This is a genomic window from Nonomuraea sp. NPDC002799 (assembly GCF_053592075.1).
In genome coordinates this window covers 376,439-390,828 of the sequence record NZ_JBSFVA010000006.1, presented here as the reverse complement: position 1 = coordinate 390,828, position 14,390 = coordinate 376,439, and the positions used below count along the sequence as shown (strand labels likewise).

At 72.8% G+C, this 14,390-nt stretch carries 9 protein-coding genes; 6 read left to right on the top strand and 3 right to left on the bottom strand.

The window, feature by feature from the left end; all coding sequences use genetic code 11:
- Positions 1-83 precede the first annotated feature (83 nt).
- On the top strand, positions 84-980 hold the full coding sequence (locus ACWD0F_RS15270) for an alpha/beta hydrolase (protein WP_449875678.1): 897 nt from the start codon (positions 84-86) through the stop codon (positions 978-980).
- Between the two features lie 122 nt (positions 981-1,102).
- Entirely contained in the window at positions 1,103-1,351 is a 249-nt protein-coding gene (locus ACWD0F_RS15265) for a mycoredoxin (protein WP_449875677.1), read from the top strand.
- On the opposite strand, the gene nudC is transcribed toward ACWD0F_RS15265, so the two are convergent.
- Complete coding sequence (gene nudC, locus ACWD0F_RS15260) at positions 1,352-2,326, bottom strand: NAD(+) diphosphatase (protein WP_449875675.1); 975 nt, start codon at positions 2,324-2,326, stop codon at positions 1,352-1,354.
- Positions 2,327-2,470: 144 nt separating this feature from the next.
- On the opposite strand from nudC, the gene ACWD0F_RS15255 reads away from it, so the two are divergent.
- Genes ACWD0F_RS15255 through ACWD0F_RS15240 form a run of 4 tightly spaced genes read left to right on the top strand, consistent with a single transcriptional unit; the run spans position 2,471 to position 7,700 of the window.
- The gene (locus tag ACWD0F_RS15255; RefSeq protein WP_449875673.1) at positions 2,471-3,613 is read left to right on the top strand and encodes a siderophore biosynthesis protein; all 1,143 of its coding nucleotides are present in this window, start codon (positions 2,471-2,473) and stop codon (positions 3,611-3,613) included.
- The gene (locus ACWD0F_RS15250; RefSeq protein WP_449875672.1) at positions 3,610-5,097 is read left to right on the top strand and encodes an IucA/IucC family protein; all 1,488 of its coding nucleotides are present in this window, start codon (positions 3,610-3,612) and stop codon (positions 5,095-5,097) included. The genes ACWD0F_RS15255 and ACWD0F_RS15250 overlap by 4 nt, the downstream gene beginning before the upstream one ends.
- Positions 5,098-6,630: an IucA/IucC family protein gene (locus tag ACWD0F_RS15245; protein ID WP_449875670.1), complete on the top strand. Its 1,533-nt coding sequence runs from the start codon at positions 5,098-5,100 to the stop codon at positions 6,628-6,630. It abuts the gene before it with no gap.
- Positions 6,627-7,700: a type III PLP-dependent enzyme gene (locus ACWD0F_RS15240; RefSeq protein WP_449875668.1), complete on the top strand. Its 1,074-nt coding sequence runs from the start codon at positions 6,627-6,629 to the stop codon at positions 7,698-7,700. The genes ACWD0F_RS15245 and ACWD0F_RS15240 overlap by 4 nt, the downstream gene beginning before the upstream one ends.
- Here ACWD0F_RS15240 and ACWD0F_RS15235 read toward each other — a convergent pair.
- Positions 7,660-10,947, bottom strand: a complete 3,288-nt coding sequence (locus ACWD0F_RS15235; protein WP_449875666.1) for an ATP-dependent helicase — start codon at positions 10,945-10,947, stop codon at positions 7,660-7,662. The genes ACWD0F_RS15240 and ACWD0F_RS15235 overlap by 41 nt on opposite strands.
- Positions 10,941-14,153: an ATP-dependent helicase gene (locus ACWD0F_RS15230; RefSeq protein ID WP_449875664.1), complete on the bottom strand. Its 3,213-nt coding sequence runs from the start codon at positions 14,151-14,153 to the stop codon at positions 10,941-10,943. Before ACWD0F_RS15230 ends, ACWD0F_RS15235 begins: the two co-directional genes overlap by 7 nt.
- Positions 14,154-14,390: the final 237 nt, after the last annotated feature.

Genomic DNA, 14,390 nt, shown 5'->3' with positions numbered 1-14,390 from the left:
ATGCTCATAGTCAACAAGGTGCAAAGAACTGGTCTCTTCCCCCACAATGGGGCCCGACCATGTGCATGGGGGAAAGGAAGGCCGTGCGAACTGCGGTTTACGCGGGTGTGCTCGCGCTCGCTGCCGTCGTGCTCACACCGGTGACCGCGAACGCGGTGCAGGAGCCCACACCAGCCCCCTCGACGCCCATCGAGTACGACGGGCTCGGCGGCCTGTCCACGGAGACCGTCTCCTACGGATCGCACCAGCGCCAGGCCATGGACGTCTGGTGGACGCCCGACGGCATGCGGCGTCCCGGCGTGTTCCTCGTCCACGGCGGCTGGTGGTCGAGCGGCGACAAGAAGTACATGACGGAGATCACCCGGAGCTACGCCGATCTCGGCTACACGGTCTTCAACATCAACTACCGGCTCTCCGGCGACGCGCCCTGGCCCGCGCAGCGCAGCGACGCGCTGGCCGCGATCTCGACGGCCCGCAAGCACGCCGACCGGTGGTCGTTCGATCCGGGCAACTACGTGGTGGTCGGTTTCTCCGCGGGCGGGCACATCGCGGCGGCCGTGGGGACGTACGGCAACGGCATCAACGGCCTCAAGGGCGTGGTGGGCCTGTCGCCGATCATCTCCCCGCTGCGCGCCTTCGCCGACGGCGAGAAGACGACCGACCTCAACAAGCGCAAGCTCCGTTCGGCGGCGATCAAGCTGGCCGGCGGCTGCGCGCCCAAGGGCAAGTGCTCGCGGGTGTGGGCCAGCATGGAGGTGGCCTGGCACGCCACCCGCAAGGACGCGCCGATGCTGACCGTGCACTCGGAGAACGAGTTCGTGCCTCCGGTGCAGAGTCAGTTGCTCAAGCAGATGCTGGGTCAGGTGGGCGTGCCGGTGACGGTGTTCACGGCGCCGGGGATCAACCACAGCGCGCCGCTCTACCGCGAGCCGGGCGTGGCCGAGCGCGTGCAGGCGTGGATCGCCGAGCGCATCGGCTAGCGTGCCGTCCAGAGCAGGGATTGAGCGTCGGCTGGCGTGCCGTCCAGAGCAGGGATTAAGCAGGCGCTCCGCGTTGTTGCACGGAGCGCCTGAATGTCCTGACTTTGGAGGGATTTCCCAATATGGCGCTCACGGTCTACAGCACCACCTGGTGCGGTCCTTGCAAGCGGCTCAAGTCTCAGCTCGCCCGTGAGGGCATCACCTTCAACGAGGTCGACATCGAGCGTGACCAGGCGGCCGCCGAGTTCGTGATGAGCGTCAACAACGGGAACCAAGTCGTGCCGACCGTGGTCATCGAGACGCCGAACGGCCGGGTCGTCCGGACGAATCCCTCAGCCCGCGAGGTCAAGGCCCTGCTCGAAGCGGCCTGATCACCAGTCGCCCGTGAGCTCGCCGCCGTACCAGGTCTCGATCAGGCGGCGGGCTATCGACACCGGCGGCGGCAGGCGCAGCTCACCCGAGGCGAGGGCGTTCGCCATCTCCTCGCGTGAATACCACCGCGCCTCGGCGATCTCCTCCCTGTCGGGCGTGAGCGTGGTCGTGACGGCCTCGGCGAAGAAGCCCAGCATGAGGCTGCGCGGGAACGGCCACGGCTGGCTGCCGAGATAGCGCGGATTGACGACGGTGATGCCGACCTCTTCCGCCACCTCGCGGATGACGGCGTATTCGAGCGACTCCCCCGGCTCCACGAACCCGGCCAAGATCGACAACCGCCCCTCCGGCCACTGCGGGCCGCGGGCGAGCAGGCAGCGGTCGTCCTCGTCGCGGATGAGCATGATCACCGCCGGGTCGACGCGCGGGAAGTGCTGGCTGGAGTCCTTCGGGCAGACGCGGATGTGACCGCCCGCCGCGACGTTCGTGCGGGCGCCGCAGCGCGGGCAGTATTCGTGGGTCGCGTGCCAGGCCTCCAGGGCCACGGCGTAGACCAGCAGACCGGCGTCGCGGTCACCGAGCAGGCCCCCGACCTGGCGCAGGCCGGCCGCCACCGGCTCGCCCTCGGGCGTGTCGAGCAGGCTCAGCGGGACCGTCACCCGGCCGTTGCCGTCGCTCGTGGAGTGGCCGGGCAGCGCCGCGGCCACCGCGAAGTAGGCCACACTCGACTCGACGCCGAGCAGGTAACGCTGCCCAGGCGGCGCGTCCGCGGCCGGGAACAGCACCGCCTGCACCTCATCGCCCGTCCGCCGCACCAGCGTGTGCCCGTTGTCGATCACCAGCACCCTGGTCGCGGGGTCGGACCAGGCGGCCTCCAGCCACCGCTCGTCGGCTCTCAGCGCCGACGATCTGTCGATGGTGCCCCGTGCCAGGAGCAGCGGTCCGACGAGTTGCTCTTCTGCGGTGGTCTCCACTGGCCGCCCCTTCCCAATCGCATGTCATCCTATGACCTCGCGGTTAGCCGCCGATTACGGCGTCCGGGCCCCGAGGTGATCTCCGTAGGGCTAAGATCGACGAGTTAGGTTAGCCTTACCTGATCCTCCGGGGGTGCCTTCGCGTTGCGGCTCTACCTGACCGCGCTCAAGCCGACCGACTCCGTGACGGACGGCTTTCTGCCCGCGGCTCGCGCGCTGGGCTGCGAGGTGACGATCCTGACCGACCGGCCGGAGCGGCATCCGGACGCGGTGGCGTGTGACGTACGTGATCCGCGCGCCCTCATCGACGCCGTCGAGCACCTCGGCCGGCCGGACGCGATCTTCTCCAACTCCGACCACCTGCAGGCGGAAACCGCCCTGGCCGCTGCCTACTTCGGGCTGCCCGGAAAGGATTGGCGGGCGTGCGTGGCCGCCAAGAACAAGTTCCTGATGCGTCGCAGGCTCCTTGAGGCCGGGGTCGAGCGTGTTCGGTCTGTACGGCTCGCCCCACACGACCCGGTGCCCGAGGGCTTGCCCTTCCCAGTCGTGCTGAAACCCCGCGAGGGGGTGGCCAGCGAGGATGTCCTGCTGGTCGAGCGCGAGCACGATCTGGCCGGGGCCGTGGCGGAGGTCAGGAAACGGCGGCCGGGCGAGGCGCTGGTCGCCGAGGAGTATCTCGAAGGGCCGCTGCGCACCCTCGAAACCCTCGGGGACGGGACCGGCGTGCGGGTGCTCGGAGGGTTCGAGACCACTCTGGGCGCGTTGCCGTACTTCGTGGAGACCCGGCTCGACTGGGCGCCGGACGGGCCGCACGAGCAGGTCCTGGGCGCTCTGCGGGCGCTGGGGGTGGGGTTCGGCGCCTGTCACACCGAATACGTGGTGACGGCCGCCGGGCCCCGCGTGGTCGAGATGAACTATCGGGTGATCGGTGATCACTGCGACTTCCTGCTGGCGGACGTGCGAGGGATTGCGCTGTTCGAGTGGATTCTGCGGGTGCATCTCGGGGAGCGCGTGCCCGCCCTTCCGGATATTTCACGACACGGGAGTGCGGTCAGCCTGGTCGCGGACCGGCCGGGGACGATCAAGGAGGCACCGGGGCACGAGTCCGTCGAGCTGGGCGACGTGCGGCTCTGGCATCGGCCGCTGCGCAGCGTGGGGGACGTCGTCTCCCTCACCCATACGAACCGGGACTATCTCGGCGTCGTACGCGCGGTCGGGCCGGACCGGGCGCGGGTGGACGCGGCGATCGAGCACTACCGCGCCGCCCGGCCGTGGGTGGTCGAATGAGCGCTCGGGAGGCTTATCTGGCCGCTCGGGTGCTGGACGCGCTGCTCCGCGAGAACTATGGCGGGTTGTCCTCCCGCGTCACCAGGACCAAGGAGGGCGTGGGGCTCCTGCTCGCGGACGGGCGCTGGGCGCGCCTGGCGCCCGGCGGGCTGTTCCAGGACTTCGTGGTGGCCGGGGACGAGCTCCTCGGGCTGGAACAGGTCCTGGAGACGCTGGTGGAGGTGGCCGATCCGGCCGACGCGGAGGGGGTCTCCGCCTTCTTCGAGGAGTGCCTGGCGGCTTTGTCCGCGCTCGAACTGCACGACGCCCACGCGGTGGAGGTGCTCCGGCGCGGCCCCTCCTACGAGGCGCTGGCCGCGTTCGTGGATCATCCGGTCTATCCGACCTCGCGGGCGCGCACCGGGCTGTCCGAGGACGAGCTGCTGGCCTACGCGCCGGAGTTCGCGCCGTCGTTCGAGCTTCGGTGGGCGGCGGTGCCGCGCCGGGCGCTCCTGCCGGGCTCGGCACCGCGGCTGCCCGCCGACGTGGCGCCGGCCGTGGACCTCGGGCCCGGCGAGGTGCTCTTTCCGGTGCATCCGCTGACCGTGGACGAGGTGCGGAAGGTCGGCGGCGTGCGGCTGCTCGACGAGGCCGCGATCACCGTACGCCCCACGCTGTCCATGCGGACGGTCGAGCTCCATCCGCGCCTGCACCTCAAGCTGCCGCTGCCGATCAGCACCCTCGGCGCCAGGAACCGGCGATCGATCAAGGCCGGCACGCTGGCCGACGGCGCGCGCGCCGAGACGTTGCTGCGCGAGCTGGCCGATCCCGGCGTGGTGGTGGCCGGCGAGCAGACCTGGGCGCACGCCGGACACGAGTACCTGGCCTGGATGGTCAGGCGGCTGCCCGAGGGGAAGATCGTGCCGGTCGCCGCGCTCGCCGCGCCGGGCGTGCTCGCCGAGGCCGGCGAGGTGATCCCCCAGTACCTGCGCCTGCTGCTGCGCTGGAACGTGCGGCTGTTCGTGCGCTACGGCGTCGCGCTGGAGGCGCACCAGCAGAACCTCGCCCTGCTCTTCCAGGGCGAGCGCCTGCGGCTGCTGGTCAAGGACAACGACGGGCTGCTGGCCTCGCCCGCCAGGCTGGCCGCCGCCGGCGTCGCGCTGCCGGCGTTCGCCGACGAGCGCATGTACAACGACGATCCGCACGCGCTGGCCGACGTGTTCGTGACCATCACGCTGCACCTGGCCGCCGCCGCCGTGGCGTTCGGCGCGCTGCCGCCCGCGCGGGCGGCGGCGCTGCTGCGCGACACGTTGTCGGAGGCGCTCGGCGAGTACGGCGACGACCCCATGGCCAGGCTCCTGCGCGCCAGGACGCTCGACGCGGCCAGGCTGACCGGCAAGTCCATGATCACGGCCGGCACGCTGGTGGCCAAGGAGCGCTCCGGGGCGCGCGACGTCAACAAGCACTACGGCATCAGCGGGCCCAACTACCTGAGGAGAGCATGAATGCACGGACTGGCCATCGACGCGCCCTCCGCCCTGGCCGAGGAGGCGACGCTGGCGGCCCTGCTGCGCTGCTGCGCGCGGGAGGTGGCCGGGCCGCGCGGCCAGGTCTGGCCGGCGCCGCCGTACCTGCTGCTGCGGGTGGCCGACACGCTGCTGCGGGCCCGTACGCACGGCGGCGCCGCGCTGCGCTTCACCGGCCCGCCTGAGCGCCTGAAGGAGGGCGTCTGGCAACCGCTGACGACCGATGAGCTGGTACGCCTGGTCGAAGCCGACCTCCAGGGGCACAACGGGGAGTTCGCCGGGCAGGTGGCGGCCAGCAAGGAGGCCGTGGCGGCGATCCTGCGCGCCAGGGCCGAGGCCGTGGCGCCCGCCGATCCCTGGCTGGCCTCGGAGCAGGCCCTGGTCTACGGCCACCCGTTCCATCCCAGCCCCAAGGCGCGCGGCGGGGACGGCTGGCTGCGGTACGCCCCCGAGGCGCATGCCGAGCTGCCCGTCAGGCTGATCGGCGTGCGCGAGGACGTCCTGCAGGAGGAGGGCGACGTCTCGGCCCTCGACGGGATGGGGACGGCGCCCGGCGGCTACCGGGTGCTGCCCGCGCATCCGTGGCAGCTCGACCTGCTGGCGCCCGCCTTCGGGGCCGAGCTGATCGATCTGGGACCCGGTCCCGTCGTGCTGCCGACCTCGTCGGTACGCACGGTGTACGCCCCGGAGGCGGAGGTCTGCCTGAAGTTCTCCCTGGACGTGCGGATCACGAACTGCGTGCGGAAGAACGCCTGGTACGAGCTGGCCGGAGCGGTCGAGCTCACCTCCCGCCTGGCGCCGTTGTTCCAGCAGGTCGCCGCCCGGCACCCCGCCACCCGCTGGCTCGCCGAGCCCGGCTACCGCTCGGCCGCCCTCGGCACCCGGCTGCACGAGGGCCTGGGCGTGATCGTGCGGCAGAGCCCCTGGACGGTCTGCTCCCCCGGCGTGACCCCGGTCCTGGCCGGCGCCCTCGCCGTGGATCTCAAGGCGCCGGATCCGGAGGCGTGGTGGGCGGCGTACGTGTCGGTGGTCGCGCTGCCGGTGCTGGAGATGTACTTCACGCACGGCGTCGTCCTGGAGCCTCATCTCCAGAACGTCCTGGTCGGCCTGGACTCCGCCGGCCTGCCCGTCCAGGGCGTCTTCCGCGACCTGGAGGGCACCAAGCTGGTCGCGGGCCGGCACGACCTCGGCGGGTTGCGGCCCGAGGTCGCCCAGGCGCTCACGTACGACGCCGAGCGCGGCTGGGCCCGCGTCGTCTACTGCCTGCTCGTCAACCACCTCACCGAGATCGCCGCCACGGTGGCGGGCCGGGACGACGAGCTGCTGCGCGCGTTGTGGCGGATCGCCCGCGACCTGCTCGCCCGGCAGGCGGCCGAGCTCGGCCGGCCGCTGCCCCTGTCGGACCTGCTGGCGGGCGCGCCGCTGCCGGCCAAGGCGAACCTGGGCGTGCGCTGGGCCAGAGCCGCCGACCGCGCCGCCGGCTACGTGCCGATCGCGAACCCGCTCGCATGATCCCCGACCGTGTCAGGGACGCCGCGCTGAGCCTGCCGGGCGCCCCCGCCTACCTCTACGACCTGCCCGCGCTGGACGAGCACGCCGCCTCGGTGCGGCGCGCGCTCGGCCCGGCCGAGCTCTACTACGCGGTCAAGGCCAACCCGGACGCCGAGTTGCTGCGCGTGCTCGCGCGGCACGTGGACGGGTTCGAGGTGTCGTCGGGAGGCGAGCACGCGCACGTCACGGCGCTGTTCCCGGGCAAGCCCGTGGCGCTCGGCGGCCCCGGCAAGACCGACGCCGAGCTGCGGCTGCCGCACCACCGCCTGCACGTCGAGTCGCCGAACGAGCTGCGCCGCCTGCTCGCCACGGGCCTGGAGGCCGACGTGCTGCTGCGGCTCAACCCCGACCTGCCCGTCGCGGGCGCGGCGCTGACGATGAGCGGGCCGTTCGGGATGGACGAGGCGGGCGTGGCGGAGTGCCTGCCGCTGTTCGGCGACCGCGTACGGCTGCGCGGCCTGCACACCCACCTGGCCAGCGGCCTGGACGCCCCGCAGCTGCTGGACCTGGCACGCGGGCTGCTGGACAACGGGCACCCGGAGGTCAACCTGGGCGGCGGCATGGCGGTCTCCTACGCCGAGCCCCGGTCACGCTTCGACTGGGCGGCCTACGGGGCCGGCCTGCAGGTGTTGCGCCGGGACAAAACGGTGCGGATCGAGCCCGGCCGGGCGCTGACGGCGTACTGCGGCTACTACGCGACCGAGGTCGTGGACGTGAAACGGGTGCGCGGCGAGGCGTACGCGGTGCTGCTGGGCGGCACGCACCATCTGCGGACCCCGGCGGCCAAGGGCCACGACCAGCCGTTCACGGTCCTGCCGACGGGGTCGGGCCGGGGCGGAGCGGCGGACGAGCCGGTCACGCTCGTCGGCCAGCTATGCACCCCAAAAGACGTTTTTTCCCGAAAAATCATGACCTCGGTGCGCATCGGCGACACGGTGGTGTTCGAGATGGCCGGGGCCTACGCCTGGAACATCTCCCACCACGACTTCCTCATGCATCCGAAGCCGGCGTTCCACTATCTGCGATCCTGACCCCCTCGATGAGCGCGACCAGCCCGTCACCGTCGAGCAGGTTCACCGGCCGGACGGTCCGGTTGGCCCGCACATAGTGGAAGGCCGCCCGCACCCGCTCCAGCGGCACCCCGGCCAGCTCCGCCCAGGCCAGCCGGTACGCGGCGAGCTGCACGGTCGCCGCCTTGGCCGCCTTGCCCTTGGGCGGCTCCCCGGTCTTCCAGTCGACGACCTCGTAACCGCCGCCGCCCTCCAGCTCGAACACGGCGTCCATCCGCCCGCGCACCAGCCGATCGGCGATCATGGTCTCGAACGGCACCTCCAGATCGACCGGCCGCCGCTCGGCCCACTCGCTCTCCTCGAACCGCGCCTGCAGATCGGCGAGCCGGACGTCGGCCTCCTCCAGCTCGTCGTCGTAGAGCTCCAGGTCGTCGATCAGCCGCTGCTGGTCCCACCTGGTCTCCAGCCACTTGTGGAACGACGTGCCGCGCCGGGCCAGCGGCGCGGGCCGGACGGGCACGGGCCGGCGGATCCTGCGGGCCAGCTCCCGCTGGTCGGCGGCGAGCGTGACCAGTGACGACACGGTCAGCCTGGCGGGCAGCTCGACGGTCGTGGCGGGCTTGCGGCGCTGGCTCTCGCGCTCGCGCAACAGCAGGTCGGTGTCGCGCTCCCAGGCCCGCAACCGCTCCTCCTCGAACGGCCGCAGCGGCTCGTCCTCCTCATCGGCCGGGGCGAACGTGCCCGCCAGCGCGCTCTCGACCAGCCGCGCGCCGTCGAGCGTGGACTCGTAGCGCAGGCCCTCGGGCGTGACCGGCCAGACGGCGGCGGCGGGCTCGGCGAGCAGCGGGTTGGTGGCGCCTTCCGCCAGGTCGTCCGCCCAGAACGAGACCCGGTCGGCGGTGTCGCGGACCTCCAGCAGGAAGTCGGACGGCTCCAGGGGCTTGGTGGCGGTGCCCCAGCGGTAGCCGGAGGCGATGAGGTGGTAGTGGGCGCGGGTGACGGCGACGTAGGCCAGCCTGCGCTCCTCCATCAGGTCGCGCTCGCGGCAGAGCTCGTCGAACGCGGCCAGCTCCTCCTTGCTCAGCCCGCCCAGCTTGGGCAGGTCGGCGGAGTCGCCGCGCAGCGGGTAAGGCAGTTTGCGCGGATTCTCCGTCCAGCGGCTGTTCATGACCGGGGTGGCGGGAAAGATGCTACCGGTCGCGATCGTCCCCTTCGCGCTGACGAGCTGCGACAACCCCGGCACGACCACGATGGGCCACTCCAGGCCCTTCGAGGCGTGCACGGTCATCAGCTTGACGCTGTTGCTCTCGCCGACCCGGCCGCCCTCCAGGCCGAACTCCTCGCTCTCGGCCGCCTGCAGATAGGCCAGGAACGCCCCCAGCGTCGGATCCTCCGCGTCGCCCGCGAACCTGGACGCCGCGTCCAGGAACGCGTCCAGATCCGCCCGCGCCGCGAACGCCCCCACCGTGCCGCTGCGCGCGGCCACCTCGATGTCCAGGCCGAGCCGCCGCTCCACCTCGCTGATCAGGTCGGGCAGCGGCTGCGCGGTGTGCGCCCGCAGGTGGCGCAGCTCCTGGGCGAGCGCGACGAGCCGGGTGCGGGCCAGCGGCGAGAACGACTCCAGCCACTCCTCCCGGTCGGGCAGCTCGTCGAGGGCGTCCACCAGGCTGCCGCGTTCCTCGGCCAGGTCGGCCACCACCTGGTCGAGCGGGTCCGCCTCGCGGTGGCTGTCGGCCAGCTCGCGGGCCAGCATCCTGGCGTGCTCGCCCAGCACCCGCAGGTCGGCCGGGCCGATCCGCCAGCGCGGCCCGGCCAGCAGCCTGGCCAGCGCGTCGCCGGCCGTCGCGTCGTAGAGCACGCGCAGGGTGGCGACGATGTCGTTCACCTCGGGCACGGTCAGCAGGCCGCCCAGGCCGACGACCTCGACCGGGATGTCGCGCTCTTCGAGCGCCCGGCGCAGCGCGGGGAACTGCGAGCGTTTGCGGGCCAGGATCGCGATGTCCTGGGGCTGCACGGCGAGGGTCTTCTTGCGCTCCTTCTCGCCCCAGGGCAGGCCGTCGGGCGCGACCTCCTGGCCGAGGATCCGGAAGACGCCGTCGGCCACCCATCGCGCCTCGTCCTCGGCGGTCTCGTGGAAGGCGCAGGTGACGCGGCCCCGGTCGACGCGGTTGGGACCGGGCACCAGGACGGGGACCTCGCGGGCCTCCATGCGCAGCGGGAGCTGCACGCGGGCGGCGACGTCGAGGACGCGGTCGCCGTTGCGGAAGCTGACGCTGAGCTGCCGCACCTCGGCCTCCTCGCCCGAGCCGGTGCGGAAGTCCCGGGAGAAGCGCCGCAGGTTGCCCGCGGAGGCGCCGCGCCAGCCGTAGATCGACTGGCACGGGTCGCCCACGGCGGTGACCGGGTGGCCGCCGCCGAACAGGGAGCGCAGCAGGACGAGCTGGGCGTGGCTGGTGTCCTGGTATTCGTCGAGCAGGACCACGGAGTAGCGGCCCCGCTCGATCTCGCCGACCTCCTTGTGACCGGCCGCGATCCTGGCCGCCAGGGACATCTGGTCGCCGTAGTCGATGACCTCGCGCCCTCTTTTGAGCCGCTCGTACGCCTCCACCAGCGGCAGCAACTGCTCCCTGGCCGCCTGGACGGTGACCGGCTTGCCCTGGGCGACGACGCGCCGGCCCGGCAGCGTGTCGTAGCGCTGCCGCAGCCACTCCCCCACCCGCCGCACCTCGGATCCGGCGCGCAGGTGCTCCGACAGCTCCCCGGCCAGCTCCAGCACGGCGGCCGTGACCGACGGCGGGCCCAGCTCGATCTTGTCCATCGGCCCGTCGTACATCGCCACCACCCGCGACGCGAGCTGCCACGACACGGCCGGGGTGACCAGGCGCATGGTGGGCTCCAGGCCGTCGCGCAGCGCGTGGTCGGTCACCAGGCGGGCGGCGTAGGCGTGGTAGGTGGAGACGGTCGGCTCGTTGTCGAGCTCGCCCGGCTCGACGAGGCCCGCCTCGGCCAGGCCGTTCAGGCGCTCCCTGACCCTGGTGGCCAGCTCGGCCGCGGCCTTGCGGGTGAAGGTCAGGCCGAGCACGTTCTCCGGCTTGACCAGGCCGTTGGCGACCAGCCAGACGACCCGCCCCGCCATGGTCTCGCTCTTGCCCGAACCGGCGCCGGCCATGACCACCATGGGCTGCAGCGGCGACTCGATGACCACGGCCTGCTCGCTGGTCGGGGGGAGGATGCCGAGCTTCTCGGCGAGTTCGACGGGGTTCAGCACACCTGGCCCCCGTTGTCGTTGACCGGGCAGCTCGACCTGGCCGCGCAGGTGCGGCAGCCGTCGTTGACCTGGGCCTGGAAGAACGGGCCCGACATGCCGGTCGCCACCGTGTCGACCAGGTCGCCGGCCCAGCCGGGGTCCTTGTCGTCGGCCAGCGCGCCCTGCTGCTGCTCCAGGGCGGCGTTCTTGCCCGCCGCCTTGCCGAGCTGCACCAGCGCGGCCCCGCCCGGCTCTGTCATGCCGTGCCGGGCGAAGGCGCCGAGCAGCGCGGCGAGCTGGTAGACGCCGAGCTGCGGATGGCGGTCGAGGTCGCCGGCCTTGGGCTTGGAGCCGCCGGTCTTGAGGTCGATGATCACCGCCCGGCCGTCGTCGTCGCTCTCCACGCGGTCCACCCGGCCCTTGATCTGCACGCCCTCGGAGACCATGGCGGTGAACGACTCCTCGATGGCCTTCAGCTCGCGCGGATTCTGCTCCTGCCAGCGCAGGAACTTGCCGATCATCCGCTCGGCCACCTGGCGCTGCTTCCGGTTGTACCAGACGCCGCCGAAGTCGAGCTCCTTCCAGACCTCGTCCAGGCGCTCGCCCAGCCGGTCCTCGCTGGGCAGGTCGGTGGCCGCGAGGACGGCGAGCGCGTGGATGACGTTGCCGAGGCCCTGGGCGGTGCTGGTGCCGGCCGCTCCGACCGCGGTCTCCAGGAGCCAGCGCAGGCCGCACTTGGTGAAGCTCTCGACCGCCGACGGTGAGATGCTGACGATGTCGCCGGGCCAGCTCAGGGGGCGGTCGTCGGAGATGGGCGTCAGGGCGTACCAGTCGTTGGGGTGGGCGCCCTGGACGCCGGCGGCGGCGAGGCGGGCGAGCTGCTGCGCCGCCTTCTGGCGCATCCTCGGCGACTTGGTGGGGTCGGTCACCGCGCTGCGGAGGTCGGCCACCAGGGCGGGCATGGTCAGCCAGCGGGCCCGGTCGTCCCCCGTCGCGGTCTCCACCGCGCCCGGCATCAGCTCCGACAGGAACCTGGACGGCCGCTCGTCGGTGTCCTCGCCGCCCACCGCGGTCACCACCAGCCGGCGCCTGGCCCTGGTGACGGCCACGTAGAAGAGCCTGCGCTCCTCGGCCAGCAGCTTGGAGACCAGGGAGGCGGCGTTCGGCTGCGCGCCCTCGACCACCTCGATGAGGTTCTCGACGCCGAGCAGGGAGCCGCGCAGGCGCAGGTCCGGCCAGACGCCCTCCTGCACGCCCGCGACCACCACGACGTCCCATTCGAGGCCCTTGGCGCGGTGGGCGGTCAGCACGCGCACGGCGTCGCCGTCGGGGGCCCGGTCGGCCAGCGTGTCGCCGGGGATCTCCTGGGCGGCCAGATCGTCGATGAAGACCTCCGGCCCCGCCTTGGGCATCCGGTCCACGAACCTGGCGGCGTGGTCGAACAGGGCCACCACGGCGTCGAGGTCGCGGTCCGCCTGGGCGCCCCTGGGGCCGCCGGCCAGGCTCTGGTTCGTCCAGCGCTCGGACAGGCCGCTGCCGTGCCACACGGCCCACAGGAGGTCCTCGGCGGTGCCCTCTTCGGCCGCCGCCCGCCTGGCCGTGGCCAGCAGCTTGGCGACGCGTTCGGCGGGGAGGGCCACGTGGGGCTCGATCCGGGTCAGCTCGCGGGCGTCCCGCACGGCGGCGACGAGCAACGCTCCCGAGGAACGCGGGTCGTCGTCTTCCGAGGCATCCGGCTCGTCGTCGCCAGCGGCATGCGGCTCGGCGGCCTCGTCCTCCGGAGTGCGCGGCTCGTCCTCCGGGGGGCGCGGCTCGGCGGCGGCGGCCTCGTTCTCGGCGATCTTGAGGGCGCGGCGGAGGCGGCGTACGCCGATCATGTCCGTGCCCCCGAGCGGGCCCGTCAGCAGCTCCTCGGCCACCCCCTCGTCGAGCAGGGCCGGGTCGAGCGCCACCTTGAGCATGGTGAGCAGCGGGCGCACGCCCGGCTCCTGCGCGATCGGCACCTCGTCGCCCGCGATCATCGTGGGCACGCCCGCGTTGGTGAGCGCCCGGCGCAGCAGCGGGACCTGCCGCCTGGCGGAGCGGACCAGCACCGCCATCCGGTGCCAGGGCACCCCGTCGATCAGGTGCGCGCGCCGGAGCGTGTCGGCCACGATGGCCGCCTCCTGGCTGGTGCTGTCGGCCAGCAGCACCCGTGCGTCCCCGGGATCGAGCTCCGGCAGCGGCGCCAGCTCGCGGTGGCCGTGCTCGTGGCCATAGGTGTGGTCGGGCATGGGGGCGACGGGCAGGCGGGCCGCGACCCGGCGGGTGGCCTCCAGCAGACCGGCCCCGCTCCTGCGGCACACCCGCAGCGCCAGCACCGGGGCCTCGCGGCCGTCGCGGGCGGGGAAACGTTCGGGGAAGCGCATGATGCCCTGCACCTCGGCGCCCCTGAACCCGTAGATCGACTGGTCGGGGTCGCCCACCGCGACCAGGTCGCGGCCGTCGCCCGCGAGCTGGGCGAGCAGGAGCTCCTGCGCGGGGTCGGTGTCCTGGTATTCGTCCACGAAGATCACGTCGTGCGCCGCCCGCTCACGCTCGCGCACCTCGGGTCTGGCCAGCAGCGCCGAGGCGGCCCTGACCAGCTCCGCGTAGTCGTAGGTCTCCTCCGGGTCGAGGTCGAACCGGTCCAGGTAGCGCTCGGCGAAGCGGCCCGCCGCCGCCCAGTCGGCGCGCCCGTGCCGGCCGCCGAGCGCGACCAGCCGCTCGCCGTCGAGCCCGCGTTCGTTGGCCCTGGCCAGGAAGTCGCGCAGCTCCTGGGCGAACCCGCGGGTCTTCAGCGGCTCGCGGAGCGACTGGGGCCAGTCGAGCGCGCCGCCCTCCAGCTCGCCGTGGAGCAGCCGGCGGATCTCCAGGAGCTGCTCGGGGCCGGTGAGCAGGCGGGGTGGGGGCCTGCCGTCGAGGATCGACTCGCGGCGCAGGAGCGCGTACGCGTAGGAGTGGAAGGTCAGGGCGAGCGGGGTGCGGGTGGTGCGGCGCAGCCGGCCGGTGACGCGCTGGCGCAGCTCCTCGGCGGCCTTGCGGCTGAAGGTCAGGATGAGCACGCGCTCGGGGTCGACGCCGCGCCGCTCGATGCGATCGACGATGCTCTCCACGATCGTGGTGGTCTTGCCGGTGCCGGGGCCGGCGAGGACGAGAAGGGGGCCGCTCGGGTGCTCGACCACGGCACGCTGATGCTCGTCGAGCACAGGAGGCACAACAGGGCCGCTGCTGCCACGTCGTACCAACCGCCAGGTCTGACCACTCACAACACTAGATTCCACCAGACCACAGGGGTAGATCGTGCCGACTTGCCCGGTCTCCCCACGCGAACCGCCTACCGTAGTGGGCCGTTCTCCCACTTTCCCGGCGACACGCCGCTGATCGACCGACGTCAGCGCGCCCGCGCGTACACCGCTCGCCGGGGCGGGCCCTTCCGCCCCGGC